The organism is Bradyrhizobium sp. 35 (genome assembly GCF_023073215.1).
Taxonomy (GTDB): Bacteria; Pseudomonadota; Alphaproteobacteria; order Rhizobiales; family Xanthobacteraceae; genus Bradyrhizobium; species Bradyrhizobium canariense_D.
The window spans coordinates 12,011-29,187 of record NZ_JADPJC010000023.1 but is presented as its reverse complement, the minus strand read 5'-3'; the positions used below and the strand labels follow the sequence as shown (position 1 = coordinate 29,187).

The window sequence follows — 17,177 nt, the reverse complement described above, 5'->3', positions numbered from 1 at the left end:
CCTCTGCCGAACGTCTCTTGCTCAATTTAAGTCTAGCATCGCGAGACACAAGTGCGCGAGTGCCTTGCGACACCCCAAAGATACGCAGTTTCGCGCATTTTGGTTTTCAACGCGTTGCCGATTTCAGCACCCGGTCGACCATGGCGGGAGCAAGGCCGAGGTAATTTTTCGGTGATGTCAGCGCCTCGATCGTGGCACGGTCGATTCTGACAGAGACGCGGGCGTCGGAAGACAGCGCGTCCGCCAGCGTAAGACCTTTCTCATTGGCGAGCCGGCAGGCATCATAGACCACGTCATGGGCCTCCTGCCGTCCGATCTGCGGCGCAAGCCCCATCATGACGGCTTCGGCCACGATCAGACCGCGGCTGACGGCGAGATTCTCGTTCATCTTGCTTTCATCCACGATGAGGCCGGCGAGCGCGAATTTCGCCTGGTGCAACGCGCCGGCGGTCAGCACGAAGCTCTCGGGGATCGCCATCCATTCGGCGTGCCAGGGCCCGGTGGCGCGCTCGAAATCCTGCACCATGGCATCCAGCATGAGGCCGGCATGCTGGCGCACCGCCTTGGACGCCGCGAGCATGAGTTCCGAGGAGATCGGGTTGCGCTTCTGCGGCATGGTCGAGGAAGCGCCGCGTCCCTTGACAAAGGGCTCATAGACCTCGGCGAATTCGGTCGAGGCCATGATCATGATGTCGAGCGCGATCTTGCCGAGCGAGCCGGTGACCAGCGCCAGGAAATTCACGGCCTCGGCAAAACCGTCGCGTGCGACGTGCCAGGTCGAAGCGGGGACGCCGAGCCTCAGTTCGGCGCAGAGCGCTTCCTGCACCTCGAACCCCTTGTCGCCGAGCGGGGCCAGCGTGCCGGCGGCACCGGCGAACTGACCGACCAGGACGCGCGGCTTCAACTCACTGATCCGCTCGGCGTGGCGGTCGAACATCGCGAGCCAGATCGCGGTCTTGTAGCCGAAGGTGACCGGCAGCGCCTGCTGGAGATGGGTGCGGCCCGCCATCGGCGTGTCGCGGTAGCGCCTCGATAGATCGGCGAGGATCTTGCGCAAGCCCGCGATGTCCCGTTCGACGATCTCAAGCCCTGCGCGCAGTTGCAACACCACGGCGGTGTCCATGATGTCCTGCGTGGTCGCACCCCAATGCACATAGCGGCCGGCATCGCCGCATTGCTTCACCATCTGATGCACCAGCGGCAGGATCGGATAGCCGACGACATCGGTCTCCTGCCGCAACAGGTCGAAATCCAGCGCGGCAACATCGGTCCGCGCGGCGATCTGATCGGCCGCGTCCTGCGGAATCACTCCGCATCTCGCTTCCGCCTTCGCCAGTGCCACCTCGACCTCGGCATAGCGCGCGACCGTCGCGATATCGGAAAACACCTCCCGCACCTGCGGCGTGCCGAAGGCATCGCGGAACAGCATGGAATCGAGCACGGTGGTCGAGGCATGAAAAGCGGGCATGGGCGTTTCTTCGTGGTTGGTGTTTTGTGTGAGGGCAGCTTACGCACACGGAACTGTTCGGCAATGGACATTCACTATTCGTCACACATTCGATGCCGTCGCGAAGGCCAGGACAACGTCGGCAGCTGCCGCACGCCATTGCCTCAACACCGTCATTGCGAGGAGCCCTTGCGACGAAGCAATCCACGCTGGCTCCGCGGCGGCAGGCTGGATTGCTCGCAACGACGTGAGGAAATCGCGACAATCCGGCCGAAACGGCTTTATTCTAATCCAGGTTGCATTCCTCCCCGTAAACTGCATGCCTGCCATCACGCGTCGTGGTGAACCGGGCAGGCCCCTCGGCGGACTCACAGACATCAGCCGAAATCCGTTTTGCTTTCATTATTGCCCGATGTTGCCTTGAGGTCTGAGTTTTCGACGTGCAGTTTCTGTTCCGGGATCACCTGCTCGATACCGACTTGCGCGAGCTGAGCCGCGAGCAGGTTCCCGTTGCCGTGGAGCCACAGGTCTTCGATCTCGTCGTCCACCTCATGGAGAACCGCGATCGGGTGGTCAGCAAGGACGAGCTGATCGACAAGATCTGGCACGGGCGCAGCGTCTCCGAATCCACGCTGACCAGCCGGATCAATGCGGCACGCAAGGCGGTCGGAGACAGCGGCGCGAGCCAGGCGCTGATCCGCACCATCTCACGCAAGGGTTTTCGTTTCGTCGGCGACGTCGAAACCAAGCGTGGGGCAACCGCGCCGGAATCCGATTTCGAAGCGAAGCTTCTACGGGCCCCGCTGCCGCTACCGGACCGCCCCGCGATCGCGGTGCTGCCCTTCACCAACATGAGCGGCGACCGCGAGCAGGATTATTTCTCGGACGGAATCAGCGAGGACATCATCACCGCGCTGTCGAAGCTGCGCTGGTTCTTCGTCATCGCGCGCAACTCCTCCTTCGTCTACAAGGGCCGCGCGGTGCACATGAACGAGGTCGCGCGCGAGCTCGGCGTGCGCTACGTGCTCGAAGGCAGCGTGCGGCGGAGCGGCGATCGCGTGCGTATCTCCGCGCAGCTCAACGACGTCTCGACCGGCAGCCATCTCTGGGCCGAACGCTACGACCGCGAGCTTGCCGACATCTTCGCGGTGCAGGACGAGATCACCGAGGCGATCGTCGCCGCGATCGAGCCGCAGCTCTATACCGCCGAGAGTTTTCGCGCCCAGCAGAAGCCGCCGGGAAGCCTGGATGCCTGGGACCTTGTGATGCGCGCATTGTCGCATTACTGGCGCATCACCCGCGAGGACAATGCCGCCGCGCAAGGACTGCTCGAAGAGGCCGTCGCGCTCGATCCCGCCTATGGCAAGGCACTCGGCCTGCTCGCAACCAGCCACATCTTCGGCGCGCATATGGGCTGGTCCGACATGGCCCCGACCGTGCCGGTCGCCGAGCGCGCCGCGCTCGCGGCGGTGGAGGCCGATCGCGAAGATGCCTGGGCTCATCATGGTCTGGCGTATGCTTATCTATTCCGCCGCCGCTTCGACGACGCGCTGGCGGAGTTCGAACTGGCGCTGAACCTCAATCCGAACTTTGCGATGGCGCACGCCTTCTATGGCGTGACGCTGTGCTACGCGGGACGATGGCAGAACGGCGATGTCGCGGCGCGCCGCGCGCTGCGGCTGAGCCCGCGCGACCCGCTCGCAGCAATCTATTGCGGCGTCGCGGCCTATGCCCGGTTCATCGGCCGCGATTACGAAGGCGCCGCACAGATGGCGCGCGAGTCGATGCGGCAGCGCGCCGATTTCGTCGGCGCGCATCGCGTGCTGACGGCCGCCGCCGGTATGTCAGGGGATTCCGCGCGCGCGGCTTCCGCCTTGGAAGGCTTGCGCCGCGCCCAGCCCGGCATCTCGCTGGCCTGGATCACACGCGAGCTGCCGATGCTGCGGGACGAGGATCGCGAGCATTATCTCGAGGGATTGCGGCGCGCGGGGATGAGGTAGCTAATTTCTCGTCTCCCGCTTGCGGGAGAGGAGAAGGGCGCCGCTACTCCTGCATCATCTCGCCGCTGCCGCCGAATTCGGCCGGGAAATCCTTGAGCTTGGGCAGTCCGTCGCGCATTGGCAGCACCGTCTCGGCGTAATTGACGTGGACGCCTGGTGCAAACGCGAGGGTGGGGATGGTGGCAGTGAAGACGTCGATCAGGCCGAGCGGCGGATGGTTGGTCATGAGATGACCGCCGCACTTCTTGCAATATTTGCGCTGGCTGAGCGGCGTCTTCGCAAAGGTCTCGACATTCTCTGCACCTTCGCTGATGCGCACGGCTTCGGGCTTCCACAGGCTGAAGGCGTTCACCGGACCGCCCGACCACGAGCGGCACGAGCTGCAATGGCAATAGCCCATCGCCTCCGGTGCACCTGTGACCTCGATCGTGACTGCGCCACAGAAGCAGTTTCCAACATGTTTCATTAGGTCGTCTCCGTTGATGATGGTTTAGATTCCTCCCCCCGCTCCTGTTTGCCGAGAACTCGGCAAAAACGAATGCGGGGTCGCGACGAGCTTTGCTCGCACTGATAGCGTCGGGGTGAGGGGGATTCACCCCGAGAAACGTTGAAGGTTGCGTCCGGCACGATCCGTTACGCGCCTCGGCGCCGCCGCGCATCCTCCTTTCGGCGGACGCGACGGAACGACGCGCAAGCTATACCGACTTGCGCCAGGGAATAAGCATCGACACCCGTTGTTTGTACTGCCGGTACTCGTCGCCGAAGAGATCGACGAGGTCGTGCTCCTCCAGCGCGATGCCGACGAAGATGTAGGCCGTGGTCACGGCGGCGAACAGCAGATGGCCCGCGGTCATGACCGGCGCCGCCCAGAACGCGATGATGAAGCCGAGATAGATCGGATGACGGACAAACTTGTAGAGCAGCGGCGTCTTGAATCGCGGCGGCGACGCCTCCTTGCCGACGAGATGATTGGTCACCTGATGCAAGCCGAACAGCTCGAAGTGATTGATGATGAAGGTCGAGGTGAACACCAGGACCCAGCCCGCCAGCGACAGCGTGACGATCGTCACAGCGATATCCGGATTCGCGACGTCCCATATGACCGTGGGCAGCGGACGCCACTGCCAGAACAGGAGGAGCAATGACAGGCTCGCAAACAGCACATAGGTGCTGCGCTCGACCGGCTTGGGGACGTACTGCGTCCACCAGGCCTTGAATTGCCGGCGCGCCATTACGCTGTGCTGGACCGCAAACAGGGCCATCAGGAGCAGATTGATGATGATGGCCTCGGCCACGGGCGTGTCGGTCCCGGTATCGATGGTCTTCGGCACCACCAGCCCCATGACGAAACCGATGGCGTAGAGAATGGTGATGAAAAACACGAGATACGCCGCAATTCCGTACAGAAAGGCGATGAACTTGAAAATGCGTGAGCCCGCAACCGGGCCGATAGGATGAACCTGATGATCAATTTGGGTCATAAACAGCTCCGTTGTGCCAAAACGCCGGCACTTCATTGGTCGCTGCACCATGCCGCACCGGAGGTCCCAAGACTTTCGCGGACGGTTGATTTTCGCCTGAGACGACTTTGATTTTTGCTTGAGACGACAAAAACGTGCGATTTTGCTTTGAAAACAACGTGCTCGACGGCGACCTGCGGGAACTCACTTGCAGCGGAGCCGCTGTGCCGTTGCAGCCGCAGGTGTTCGATCTCCTGCTCTATCTGGTGGCGCAGCGCACGCGTGTGGTCAGCAAGGATGACCTGATCAGCCAGATCTGGAGCGATCGGATCATCTCGGATTCCGCCCTGAACAGCCGGATCAACGCCGCCCGCAAGGCGCTCGGCGACGATGGCGCAAGCCAGCGGCTGATCAAGACCATTCCGCGCAAGGGTTTTCGTTTCGTCGGCGAAGTCCGGGAAGAAGTGGCAGCCACGACTGCGCCCGCGCAGCCCGTCGCTGCCCTGCCGCGCGTCCTGACGGACCGTCCGGCGGTCGCGGTGCTCGCTTTCGAGAACATGAGCGGCGATCCCGCACAGGACTATTTCGGCGACGGCATCAGCGAGGACATCCTCACCGCGCTGTCGAAGCAGCGCTGGTTCATGGTGATCGCCCGCAACTCGTCCTTTACCTACAAGGGACGCGCGGTCCACATCCGGCAGATTGCCGAGGAACTGGGCGTCCGCTACGTCGTCGAAGGCAGCGTGCGCAAGTCGGACAACCGGGTGCGCATCACCGCGCAGCTCAACGACGCCACGACGGGCAGCCATCTCTGGGCCGAGCGCTACGACCGCGAGCTGGTCGACGTGTTCGCCGTGCAGGACGAGATCACGAATGCGATCGCTGCGGCGATCGAGCCGCAGATCCATGCGGCGGAAAGTTTTCGCGCCCATCGCAAGCCCCCCGCGAGCCTGGATGCCTGGGATCTCCTGATGCGGGCGCTGTCGCATTACTGGCGCGTGACGCGGCGGGATCACGAGACCGCACGGGCGCTGCTAGAACGCGCGGTGGGGATCGACCCGAACTACGGCCAGGCGCTGTCGGTGCTCGCGGCGAACCACATGTTCGGCGTGCATCTCGGCTGGGCCGAGCTTGCCATGGTGGCGCCAGCGGCGGAAGCCGCCGCGCTCGCCGCGGTGCGCTGCGACCATGAGGATGCCTGGGCGCACGCCGCGCTCGGCAGCGTCTACTTCTCGACGCGAAGACTTGCCGACGCACTGTCCGAGTTCGAGCAGGCGCTCGCACTCAATCCGAACTTCTCGCTGGCGCAGGGCTATTACGCACTGGCGCTGTCCTATGCCGGGCGGCCGAAGGATTCATTCGAGGCAGCGCAGAGGGCAATGCGGCTGTCGCCGCGCGATCCATCCCTGGCGATCTATCACGGCATCGCCGGCTATGCCCGCTTCACCGAGCGGCGCTATGCCGAGGCCATCGCGCTCGCGCGCGAGGCAATCCGTCATCGCGGCGACCTTACCGGCGCCTACCGCGTGCTCGCGGTTTCTGCCGGCATGACCGGAGACGGCGTGCTTGGGGAGATGGCGCTGGGCGAGCTCCGCCGCACCCAGCCCAACATCTCGCTGCACTGGATTTCGACGCAATTGCCATGGGCCAATGAGGCCGACCGCGAGCACTATCTGGAAGGATTCCGGCGGGCGGGCTTGCGCTAGACGATCCTCACGCCGGGTCCGCGTCGCGCTTGCGGCGCAGATGGACGGATCGCGCGGCGCTGCGGCGCCGGATTGGCTGCCAAACGCCATAACAGGACGCGCTGTACATTTTTTGTGCGAACACTGTCGAGACTTTCATCTTGCGGCGCCGAACGAGACTGTGTGAGCCTCGATCCCGGATGGGGACTTGGATGGGCCGGCCATAGCTTTGCGCGCCATGACGTGCGAAGCGTTTGCGGCTGGTCTCGCTTGAGAAAGATACGACATGTCAAAACGAGTGTTGCTTGGTGTCCTCCTGGCTTGCGGTCTCGCGGCCCCGGCGCTGGCGCAAGACCCGAAAGCGGGTGGAGCGATCAATGCCGTGATTCAGCCCGAGCCGCCCGGCCTGATGCTGGCGATGGTCCAGAACGGCCCGGTGCAGATGGTGTCGGGCAACATTTTCGAAGGCCTGCTTCGCTACAGCCCCAAGCTCGAACCGCAGGCCGAGCTCGCCGAGAGCTGGAGTGTCAGCGAGGACGCAAAAACCTACACATTCAAGCTCAGGAAGGGCGTGACCTGGCATGACGGCAAGCCCTTCACCGCCGCCGACGTGCTGTTCTCGCTCGAGATGCTGAAACAGACCCACGCGCGTGCCCGCAACAATCTGGCGCAGGTCGACAAGGTCGAGGCTCCCGACGACTACACGGTGGTGTTCACGCTGAAGCAGCCGTTCGGCCCGTTCCTGGGCATCTTCGAGGTCGGCTCAATGCCGATGGTACCCAAGCATCTTTATGAAGGCACCGACTGGAAGACCAATCCCTACAATAACGCCCCTGTCGGCACCGGCCCCTTCATGTTCAAGGAATGGCAGAAGGGCTCTTTCATCCGCCTGGTCAAGAACCCGAACTATTACGAGAAGGGCAAGCCCTATCTCGACGAGATCTACTGGCAGATCATTCCCGATGCCGCGGCGCGCTCGGTGGCGTATGAGACCGGCAAGGTCGACGTGCTGCCCGGCGGCTCGGTCGAGAATTTCGACGTGCCCCGGCTCTCCAAGCTGAAGGACACCTGCGTCACCGGCGCCGGCTGGGAGTTCTTCTCGCCGCTGGCCTGGCTGTGGCTCAACAACCGGCAGGGTCCGCTCGCCGACAAGCGGGTGCGGCAGGCGGTCATGTTTGCGATCGACCGCGAGTTCGCCAAGGACGTGATCTGGAACGGGCTCGGCAAGGTCGCAACCGGCCCGTCGGCCTCGACCATCAAATACTACACCGACGACGTGCCGAAGTACCCTTACGATCCCGCCAAGGCCAAGGCGCTGCTGAAGGAAGCCGGCTACAAGGGCGAGAAGATCCGCCTTCTGCCGCTCGCCTATGGCGAGACCTGGCAGCGCTGGGGTGAAGCCGTGAAGCAGAACCTCCAGGACGTCGGCATGAACATCGAGACCATCGCCACCGACGTCGCCGGCGGCAACCAGAAGATCGGCGACTGGGACTACGACATCGCCTTCACCTACCTCTACCAGTACGGCGACCCCGCGCTCGGCGTCGGCCGCAATTACGTCTCCAGCGCGATTGCCAAGGGCCAGGTGTTCAACAACGTCGAGGGTTACTCCAACGCTGAGATCGACAAGCTGTTCGCCGAGGGCGCGGTGGCAACGCCGGACTCCAAGCGCAAGGAGATCTACGAGAAGGCGCAGAAGATCCTGGTCGAGGACGTGCCGGTGGCCTGGATGCTCGAGCTGCAATTCCCGACCATCATGCGCTGCAAGGTCAAGAACCTGATCACCACCGGGATCGGAGTCAACGACGGCTTCAAGGATGCATGGCTCGACAAGTGAGGGCTACCTCCGTCACCTCTCCCCGCTTGCGGGGAGAGGTGGGCGCTCCGTCTCTGTCGCTCCAGGTCACACCACCGATATGATCCTCTAGATGCTCTCCTTTGTCGCTCAGCGTGTCGCGAAGGGCGTGATCGTCCTGCTTGCGATCGTCGTCCTCAATTTCTTCCTGATCCGGCTCGCGCCCGGCGATCCCGCCGTCGTGATGGCGGGCGAGGCCGGCGCCAGCGACCAGATCTTCGTCCAGCAGCTCAGGGAGAAGTTCGGCCTGGACAAGCCGCTGCCCGAGCAGCTCTTCATCTACGTCAAGGGCATCGTGACCCTCGACCTCGGCTTCTCCTTCCGCCAGCAGGCGCCGGTCGCGAAGCTGATCGGCGAGCGGCTGCCGGCGACATTGCTGCTGACGCTGACGGCCTTCGCGATCTCGCTCGTGCTCGGCATTCTCTTCGGCACCTTCGCCGCGCGCTTTGCCGGAACCTTTCTCGACACCGCGATCACCGTCTTTGCGCTGATCTTTTACGCCATGCCGATCTTCTGGGTGGCGCTCATGAGCATCCTGCTGTTCTCGGTCACCATGGATTGGCTGCCGAGCTTCGGCTACGAGACGGTCGGCGCCAACCTTTCCGGCCCTGCCCATGTGGTCGACGTCGCAAGGCACCTGATTATGCCGGCGATGACGCTCGGCCTGTTTTTTATGGCGACGTATACGCGCATGACGCGAGCCTCGATGCTCGAAGTGAAGCGTCTCGACTTCGTCAAGACCGCGCGCGCCAAAGGCCTGTCCGACGCCGTGATCCAGCGTCGCCACGTCCTGCGCAACGCGCTACTGCCCGTCGTGACGCTCGCCGGAGTCCACTCCGGCACCCTGATCGGCGGCGCCGTCATCACCGAGACCGTGTTCGCCTGGCCCGGCATCGGACGCCTGATGTACGACGCCCTGCTCCAGCGCGACTACAATCTGCTGCTCGGGGTCTTCGTGATCTGCTCCGCCATTGTCCTGATCTTCAACCTCATCACCGACCTGGTCTATCGCCTGGTCGACCCGCGCATCGAATTCTCCATATGAAACAGTTCTGGAAATCGATGTTGAGGAGCCCGAGCGGCGTCATCGGGCTCATCATCCTGCTCCTTGCGATCTCAGTCGCCTTGTTCGGTCCGATGCTGTTCCCGAACTCGCCCTGGCGCATGGTGCAGCGGCCGTTCCTGCCGCCGTTCACGCTCGCGACCGTGCCGCTCGGCACCGATGCACTCGGCCGCGACGTGTTCGCCGGCATGATCTTCGGCGCACGCGTCTCGCTGCTCGTCGGCATGGTCTCCACCCTGGTTGCGCTGGTCGTCGGCGTTCCGATCGGCGCCATGGCCGGCTATTTCGGCGGCAGGGTCGACGACGCCCTGATGCGTTTCACCGAGTTCTTCCAAACCATTCCGAGCTTTGCGCTCGCGATCGTCCTGGTCGCGATCCTGCAGCCCTCGATCTATTCGATCGTCGCCTCGATCGCGCTGGTAAGCTGGCCGCCGGTCGCGCGCCTCGTCCGCGGCGAGGTGCTGTCGTTGCGCACGCGGGAGTACGTCCAGGCCGCGGTGGTCACGGGCCAGAGCAACACCTGGATCATCCTGCGCGAAATCCTGCCGAACACGCTGTCGCCGGTGATCGTGCTGGCTTCGCTGATGGTGGCGACCGCGATCCTGCTGGAATCCTCGCTGGCGTTCCTCGGCCTCGGCGATCCCAATCTGATCTCCTGGGGCTACATGGTCGGTGCCGGCCGCACCGTGATCCGCCAGGCCTGGTGGATCACCGTGTTTCCCGGCGTCGCGATCCTGATCTCGGTGCTCGGGCTCAATTTGATCGGCGAAGGCCTCAACGACGCGCTCAATCCGCGGCTGTCGCGGGAGGGCCGCTGATCATGACCGCACCGCCCGCCGTCTCCGTCAAGAATCTGCGGATCGCATTGCCCAAGGGCGCCGAGCGTCCCTTCGCGGTCGACGGCATCTCGCTCGATTTGCGGCCCGGCAAGATCGTTTGCGTGGTCGGCGAATCCGGCTCCGGCAAGTCGATGTGCGCGCATGCGCTGATGGGCCTGTTGCCGGACACGGTCACCGTCACCTCCGGCGAGATCCAGTTCGAAGGACGCGACCTGCTCAAACTCGACGACGAATGCTGGCGCGATCTGCGCGGCCGCCGGCTTGCGATGATCTTTCAGGAACCGATGACCGCGCTCAATCCGTTGATGCGGATCGGCGACCAGATGGCGGAGATGTTCGAGGCGCACGGGCTGCTCACGCCGAGGGAGCGGCGCGCAAAGGCGCTATCGCTGGCGCGCGAAGTCGGCCTCCCCGACCCCGAGCGCATCGTGCGCGCCTATCCGCACCAGCTCTCCGGCGGCCAGCGCCAGCGCGCCATGATCGCGATGGCGCTCGCGCTCGAACCGGCGGTGCTGGTCGCGGACGAGCCGACCACCGCGCTCGACGTCACCACGCAAGCGCAGATCCTGAAACTGATCCGCAACCTCCAGCGCAATCGCAACATGGCGGTGATGTTCATCACCCATGATTTCGGCGTGGTCGCCGACATCGCCGACCAAGTCGTGGTGTTGCGCCATGGCAAGGTGGTCGAGGAAGGCCCCGCCTCGGCGGTCTTCAACGCGCCGCAACACGACTACACCAAGGCGCTGCTCGCCGCCGTGCCCTCGATGGACCCACCCGCCCGCAGCCCCCTGGACGACCAGGCCAAGGCGGTCGAGGTGATCGGACTGGACAAGACCTACGTCACCTCGGGCGGCTGGTTTCGCGAGGACCGCCGCGTCGATGCCGCGCGCGGGGTTAATTTCAACATCCTCAAAGGCGAGACGCTCGGCCTGGTCGGCGAATCCGGTTCTGGCAAATCGTCGGTGGCCCGCCTTGTGATGCGGCTGATCGAGGCCGACCGCGGCACCGTGCGGATCGGCGAGACCGATCTCACAAAGCTCGCGGGCAAGGCGCTACGCGCCGAGCGCCCTCGCATCCAGATGATCTTCCAGGATCCGTTCGCTTCGCTCAATCCGCGCCGCAAGGTCGGTCATATCATCGCCGACGGCCCGATCGCGGCCGGCACCGATCCGAAAGTGGCGTTCGACCGCGCCCGCGATCTCCTCAAGATGGTCGGGCTCGATGCCGGCGCGCTCGAACGCTATCCGCATGAATTCTCCGGCGGCCAGCGCCAGCGCATCGGCATTGCGCGCGCGCTCGCGCTCGAGCCCGAGATCATCGTCGCGGACGAGGCCGTCTCCGCGCTCGACGTCTCCGTGCAGGCGCAGGTCCTAAGGCTGCTCGAAGACCTCAAGGCCCGCCTCGGCCTCTCGATGCTGTTAATCACCCACGACCTGCGAGTCGCAGCGCAAATCTGTGACCGCATCGCCGTGATGCAGCGCGGCGTCATCGTCGAGCTGAAGCCGACCGCGCAGCTGTTCGCCGCGCCCGAGCATGCCTATACACGCGAATTGCTCGCAGCAGTCCCGGGGCAGAGAGAGCGCGCGCCGGCGTAAGTCAGCCGACCGCGGTTTCTACTTCGTTCGAGGATTCGTGTTGTTCCAGGTGGGGACTGAGTTTGTTACGCCGACGGAGGGCTGGTTGGACGTTCCGATCGACGGCGCCGTCACCGTCCCGACGGTCTGCCCGGAACTTCCGATGGTCCCTTGCTGCACCGGCGCTCCGGTGCGTCCGCTCGTGCTGCCTGGTGTACCCGTCCCCGATGTTTGTGCGTTTACAGCAAGTGGCGCGGCGGCCAATCCGAGAGCAATAAGTGCAGCAATGGTGCGTTTTGTTCTTGTCATGGCTGATCCTTTCGGGCGCGGTCTCTCAATCGCAATGCCGTTCGTCGAGGCGCCCGTGCACTGACTGACCTTACAACTCCACGCGCGAGAAAATGTGCCGCAGTGCCATCATCCCGTGGGCTCAACTCTTCATCACGATGCTACGAAGCGGTCCCCGCCGAACGGATGCGCCGTGCCATCGGCGCATCGCTGAAGGTACCCCGTTCCACCTCAGGAACGGAATAGTCACGGGCTTTTTATCCCTCGTGGCCGCCCGCATGGCTGCAAAGCCGAAGCCGGCACCCCACATCCGCATGAAATGATTTCCATCATGTGATGGTGGATTGAAGATCTAATTGGAGCCGACATGGGCCAGATTATTCAGTTTGTCTCGAAATCCGAGCGCGAGCGCATTCGCCTCATCCAGGAAGCGCGCGCGATCTACGACAGCATCTTCCCGCCGACTGATCCGATGAGCGAGAGATCAGGCGGAGCCGCCGCACGTCGCAGCGACGGGGGCAACCTCGCGTGATCAAAATCATCGCCGTGCTCTGCAACCTCGCCTCTCCGGCGAACTGTCATGAGCAGACCGTCACCACATCCGACTTCGCCGACGTCTCGATGCAATCTTGCCTGATGGGCGCGCCGCAACTCGCCGAATGGATGAACCAGCATCCGGCCGAGCGCCTCGCCGGGTGGCGCTGCGTGATCGGCCAACAGGCCGGGGGGGGAATTTAGGATCGGACGGGCTCTCCCTGAACGATCCGCAATGTCTGGTCCACCGCCATGATCATTGCTGGTCGCACTTTATCATCTTCTTTGGCCTTGCGACCGTCACAGGTGACCGGCATTGGCTCGCCAGACAGGCGCGCCTACCTGACCGGCGGGTTGGTGTTGCTCCAGGTCGGGACTGCGTTGGTCACGCCGACCGACGGCCAGTTATACGTACCGACCGACGGCGCCGTGACCGTCCCGACCGACTGTCCGCTCGACCCGTAGGCTCTGGGCTGTGCTGCCAACGATCCGGCGCTCCCATAGCTCGGAGCCACCACGCCGGTGCTGTAAGCTCGGCTTGACCGGTGCTTCTTGGCCTCAGCCGCGATCGGCGCGGCAAGCAACCCGACGGTGACTAGGGCGGCAATGGCGGGTTTGATGCTTGTCATGGCTGATCCCTTCATTCGCTGTGGGCCCCTTGCCATCTGTTCATTCAGCCGCGGATTTCCATAGGCAGCCGTTCATAACTCCGTGCGCGGGCGGAGGCGCCGGGGAGCGGTCGCACGACTAGCACGCCCGCTCGCGTGCCTCGCCTTCGGATGGACCCGAATCAGCGCTAGTGCATTCACCTCATCGACTTCGCGTATTGAGGCGACATGACCGGTCCCGAACTGAAGCAACTCCGCAACGATCTCTCGGAGGTCCTCGAGCGCAAGCTCACCGCGGCCGACATGGCCCGGCTTTGCGGATTGCCGGAGAAGGGCGGCGCCGACACCATCCGGCGCTGGGAAGTGAGCGGCCCGACACCGTCGGCGACCAAGGTGCTGCGCGTGCTCGCGATGGCGAGCGAGCGCTATCCGATCCTGGAGAAGTTCGACGTCTTCGATCGTCATGACGTGCGCGAGGAAGACCGGCCCGCAAAGCGCGCTGCATTCCGCGAACAGATGCGCGATGAGGCGCGGCGCCGTCTTGGTTAATGAGATGCGCGCGCAAGTTACCCTGATAACGCCGAGTTAAGCTTTCCTTCAGCACTTCTTAAGCCGACATTAAGCACAAAAATCATTTACAGCCCAATAAGTTACGTTGGCTGCCGCTGTGCCATGGATGTGACAGCATTTTCGTCAAAAGCGAGCTATCTGCAAACCAACGACGGCGCGGAAAGCGCGACTGCCGGGGACTTAAGTGTTGGAGTTTGGACTATGAAGAAGATTCTGTTTGCGACCGTTGCGCTGCTCGTGGTGGGCGCTGCCGCACCGGCGGTCGGTGCCGATCTCGGTAACCGCAACTATTATAAGGCGCCCGCGCCCGCCTATGCCGCCCCGATTTACAACTGGACCGGCTTCTATATCGGCGGCCATGTCGGCGGCGCGTTCTCCAGCGACAACAATTTCAGCGGCCTCTCCACCGGCAATAACGGCAACGGCCGTTTCCTCGGCGGTCTGCAGGCCGGTGCGGACTGGCAGTTCAACCCGAACTTCGTTGTCGGCGTCGAAGGCCAGTATTCCTGGCTCTCCGGCAGCGTCGGCGCGGTGTTCCCAGCCGGCGTCGCCTACACCAACGACCAGCGCGGTCTCGGCTCGATCACCGGCCGCGTCGGCTACACCTGGGGTCCGGGCCTGCTCTACGTGAAGGGCGGCTACGCCTATTCCGACAACAACGAGAAGGTGACCGTCGGCGGCGTGCCGACCGGCTTCATCATCAGCGGCGACCACCGCAACGGCTACACCGTCGGCGCCGGCCTCGAATACATGTTCGCGCCGAACTGGTCAGCCAAGGCCGAGTACCAGTACTACAATTTCGGCGACGCCCACTTCACCGCGGGCCCGCTGGCGGGAACCGGCAACTTCACCACCGACGACCACACCATCAAGGCGGGCGTCAACTACCGCTTCAACTGGGCCAACTCGGCGGTCGCGCGCTACTGAACGGTTATCAAAGCCTTATCATGATGAAGGGCCGGCATCGTTGCCGGCCCTTCTTTTTTCGCTGTGCGGAACGCAACGCAACCAATTGAGCAACTTGCGATTTTTTAACCTGCCCCGAGGATACTCCGCCGCGAAAACATAAAGATCATGCGTGGGGGAATTTCGATGGCGATCCGTCTGGGCCTTGGCCGTTTGCTTGGTGGTATCCGGCCTCGTTTCAAAATGCCGACATGGGGCGTGCGCGGCAGCCTGTTCACGGCCTTCGCAGTGATCGCGGGCATGGGTCTCGTGATCGCGGCCGGCGCCGGCTTCGTCTTCAACCATCTCGGCAGCACTATGATGGACCTGAGCGGCCGCGATATCCCCCGCCTTTCCGCAAGCCTTCAACTCGCATCGCAAAGCGCAACGCTCGCGGCGCAGGGGCCGGGCCTGCTGGCGTCGCCGTCCGACGAGGCGCTGAACGAACGCACCAAGAAGGTGCAGGAGATCCAGCAGCTTGCCATGGCCAAGCTTGGCGAGATCATCGAGCTCGGCGCCGACAAGCAGATCGCAACCGCGTTGCGCGACACCGCCAAGAGCATCGACGAGGCGACCCAGAGCCTGGTGTCAGCCGCGCGCGAGCGGCTCGATACCGGCGCGCTGCATGACAAGCAATATGAAGCACTCCGCAAGGCGCAGCTCACCTTCGTCGGTGCGGCCGGTCCTGCCATGCTGGATGCGCAGACGCGTCTGAACGCGATCCTCGGTGCGGCGGAAGTTTCCGCTGACGATGCCACCGAAGCCGCCCGCACCGTCTCCCAGGTCGCGACCATCTCCGCCAACGGCAATCTGATGGCCGCCGACATGATGGCGGCGCTGTCGGCCAACAACAGCGATACGCTGGAGGCGATCGAGAAGGAGTTCAAGGCGACGCGCGACCGTGTCAAGTCGAACCTCGAGGACCTGCCGAACATGGCCTCGATGCAAGCGGTGCGCGACACCGTGCAAAAGCTGTTCGCCTTCGGCGAAGGCAAGTCCGGCGTGTTCAAGATCCGCCAGAAGGAGCTCGACGCCATCGACTACGGCCAGACCATCCTGGACGAGACCCGCAAGCTCAATGTCGGCCTCGGCATCAGCGTGCAGCAGCTGGTCGAGGGTGTGCAGAAGGAGACCAACGCGTCGACCTTCCAGGCGCGGCAGGAGATCTCGCTCGCGACCACCGCGATGCTGGCGCTCGGCGCACTGACGCTGGTCGGCTCGGCGCTGTTCGTCTGGCTCTATGTCGGCCGCAACATCCTGCGCCGCATTCGCGAGCTTCAACGCGCCATGCAGTTGCTCTCGGCCGGCGACCTTGACACCGAGATCGTCCGCTCCCGGCAGAACGACGAGATCGGCGCGATGAAGGAAACGCTGACGGTGTTCCGCGACAGCATGATCGAAGCCCGGGCGCTTGCGAGCGAGCAGGACAGGGATCGCATCGCCAAGGCCGAGCGTGCGGCGCAGATGGAGGCGAAGATCGCCGGGTTCGAGAGTACGGTGCGCTCCGCACTCGACAATCTCGCGCAGTCGGCCAATTCGATGCAATCGACCGCGCAGAGCATGTCGACCACGGCAGACCAGTCCAATGCGCTGGTGAACGCGGTTGCCTCCGCAGCCGAAGAGACCTCGGTCAACGTGCAGACCGTATCGTCAGGCACCGAGCAGCTCTCGTCCTCGATCGAGGAAATCAGCAAGCAGGTCGTCACCTCGGCCGCGATCGCCAGGAAGGCGGTCGACGAAGCGGGCGCGACCGACGCCACCGTGCAGAGCCTCGCCGACAGCGCGAGCCGCATCAGCGTGGTGGTCGACCTGATTCAGACCATCGCCTCGCAGACCAATCTGCTGGCGCTCAACGCCACCATCGAGGCGGCGCGCGCGGGCGAAGCCGGCCGCGGCTTCGCGGTGGTCGCCTCCGAGGTGAAGAGCCTCGCGAGCCAGACCGCCAAGGCCACGGAGGAGATCCGTAGCCAGATCGCCAGCATGCAGTCAGTGACGACGTCGGCGGTCGGCGCCATCCAGGGCATCGGCCGGATCATCGGCGAGATCAACGACGTCACTACGACGATCGCCGCCGCCGTCGAGGAACAGGGCGCGGCGACACGCGAGATCGCCCGCAACATCCAGCATGCGGCCGGTGGCACCAGCGAGGTTTCCAGCAACATCGTCGGCGTCTCCACGGCTTCGGCGGAAGCCGGCGCAGCGGCGAACGAAGTGCTCGGCGCCTCCGACGCGCTCCGCCGCGAAGCCGACATGCTGCGCGGAGAGATCGACGCGTTCCTCAACAACATGCGGGCTGCGTAAGGCGC

General features: G+C 64.0%; 16 protein-coding genes. 11 read left to right on the top strand and 5 right to left on the bottom strand.

What is annotated here, in order from left to right:
- Positions 1-106 precede the first annotated feature (106 nt).
- Complete coding sequence (locus tag IVB36_RS04295) at positions 107-1,468, bottom strand: adenylosuccinate lyase family protein (RefSeq protein ID WP_247390759.1); 1,362 nt, start codon at positions 1,466-1,468, stop codon at positions 107-109.
- 419 nt (positions 1,469-1,887) lie between these two features.
- Here IVB36_RS04295 and IVB36_RS04290 point away from each other — a divergent pair, with 419 nt between their 5' ends.
- Complete coding sequence (locus IVB36_RS04290; protein ID WP_018458174.1) at positions 1,888-3,447, top strand: winged helix-turn-helix domain-containing protein; 1,560 nt, start codon at positions 1,888-1,890, stop codon at positions 3,445-3,447.
- Positions 3,448-3,490: 43 nt separating this feature from the next.
- On the opposite strand, the gene IVB36_RS04285 is transcribed toward IVB36_RS04290, so the two are convergent.
- Both IVB36_RS04285 and mddA read right to left on the bottom strand, forming a co-directional pair.
- Entirely contained in the window at positions 3,491-3,913 is a 423-nt protein-coding gene (locus tag IVB36_RS04285; protein ID WP_026233518.1) for a GFA family protein, read from the bottom strand.
- Positions 3,914-4,142: 229 nt separating this feature from the next.
- Positions 4,143-4,928 carry a methanethiol S-methyltransferase gene (mddA, locus tag IVB36_RS04280; RefSeq protein ID WP_018458172.1) on the bottom strand — a complete coding sequence of 262 codons (786 nt, stop codon included), beginning with the start codon at positions 4,926-4,928 and terminating at the stop codon, positions 4,143-4,145.
- A gap of 134 nt (positions 4,929-5,062) precedes the next feature.
- Here mddA and IVB36_RS04275 point away from each other — a divergent pair, with 134 nt between their 5' ends.
- The 5 genes from IVB36_RS04275 to IVB36_RS04255 all read left to right on the top strand — a co-directional run bounded on the left by IVB36_RS04275 (position 5,063) and on the right by IVB36_RS04255 (position 11,947).
- Complete coding sequence (locus IVB36_RS04275) at positions 5,063-6,613, top strand: winged helix-turn-helix domain-containing tetratricopeptide repeat protein (protein ID WP_026233517.1); 1,551 nt, start codon at positions 5,063-5,065, stop codon at positions 6,611-6,613.
- A gap of 265 nt (positions 6,614-6,878) precedes the next feature.
- Entirely contained in the window at positions 6,879-8,429 is a 1,551-nt protein-coding gene (locus IVB36_RS04270; protein ID WP_026233516.1) for an ABC transporter substrate-binding protein, read from the top strand.
- 91 nt (positions 8,430-8,520) lie between these two features.
- Positions 8,521-9,492, top strand: coding sequence for an ABC transporter permease (locus tag IVB36_RS04265; protein WP_018458169.1), 972 nt, complete (start codon positions 8,521-8,523; stop codon positions 9,490-9,492).
- Complete coding sequence (locus IVB36_RS04260; protein ID WP_018458168.1) at positions 9,489-10,328, top strand: ABC transporter permease; 840 nt, start codon at positions 9,489-9,491, stop codon at positions 10,326-10,328. The genes IVB36_RS04265 and IVB36_RS04260 overlap by 4 nt, the downstream gene beginning before the upstream one ends.
- A 2-nt stretch (positions 10,329-10,330) precedes the next feature.
- Positions 10,331-11,947 (top strand): ABC transporter ATP-binding protein, encoded by a 1,617-nt coding sequence (locus tag IVB36_RS04255; protein WP_247296259.1) that lies wholly within the window; start codon positions 10,331-10,333, stop codon positions 11,945-11,947.
- 18 nt (positions 11,948-11,965) lie between these two features.
- Here IVB36_RS04255 and IVB36_RS04250 read toward each other — a convergent pair whose 3' ends face one another.
- Entirely contained in the window at positions 11,966-12,235 is a 270-nt protein-coding gene (locus IVB36_RS04250) for a hypothetical protein (RefSeq protein ID WP_083926507.1), read from the bottom strand.
- 346 nt (positions 12,236-12,581) lie between these two features.
- On the opposite strand from IVB36_RS04250, the gene IVB36_RS04245 reads away from it, so the two are divergent.
- Positions 12,582-12,746 (top strand): hypothetical protein, encoded by a 165-nt coding sequence (locus IVB36_RS04245; RefSeq protein ID WP_018458166.1) that lies wholly within the window; start codon positions 12,582-12,584, stop codon positions 12,744-12,746.
- Entirely contained in the window at positions 12,743-12,952 is a 210-nt protein-coding gene (locus tag IVB36_RS04240) for a hypothetical protein (RefSeq protein ID WP_247390758.1), read from the top strand. Before IVB36_RS04245 ends, IVB36_RS04240 begins: the two co-directional genes overlap by 4 nt.
- A gap of 134 nt (positions 12,953-13,086) precedes the next feature.
- Here the strand turns inward: IVB36_RS04240 and IVB36_RS04235 are convergent, their stop codons facing one another.
- Positions 13,087-13,377 (bottom strand): hypothetical protein, encoded by a 291-nt coding sequence (locus tag IVB36_RS04235; RefSeq protein ID WP_018458165.1) that lies wholly within the window; start codon positions 13,375-13,377, stop codon positions 13,087-13,089.
- Between the two features lie 207 nt (positions 13,378-13,584).
- On the opposite strand from IVB36_RS04235, the gene IVB36_RS04230 reads away from it, so the two are divergent.
- The 3 genes from IVB36_RS04230 to IVB36_RS04220 all read left to right on the top strand — a co-directional run bounded on the left by IVB36_RS04230 (position 13,585) and on the right by IVB36_RS04220 (position 17,172).
- Positions 13,585-13,905 carry a hypothetical protein gene (locus IVB36_RS04230; RefSeq protein WP_027570057.1) on the top strand — a complete coding sequence of 107 codons (321 nt, stop codon included), beginning with the start codon at positions 13,585-13,587 and terminating at the stop codon, positions 13,903-13,905.
- Positions 13,906-14,127: 222 nt separating this feature from the next.
- A complete protein-coding gene (locus IVB36_RS04225) occupies positions 14,128-14,853 on the top strand; it encodes an outer membrane beta-barrel protein (RefSeq protein ID WP_018458163.1) in 726 nt (241 codons plus the stop codon).
- 165 nt (positions 14,854-15,018) lie between these two features.
- Positions 15,019-17,172 carry a methyl-accepting chemotaxis protein gene (locus IVB36_RS04220; protein ID WP_018458162.1) on the top strand — a complete coding sequence of 718 codons (2,154 nt, stop codon included), beginning with the start codon at positions 15,019-15,021 and terminating at the stop codon, positions 17,170-17,172.
- The last annotated feature ends 5 nt before the right edge of the window (positions 17,173-17,177 follow it).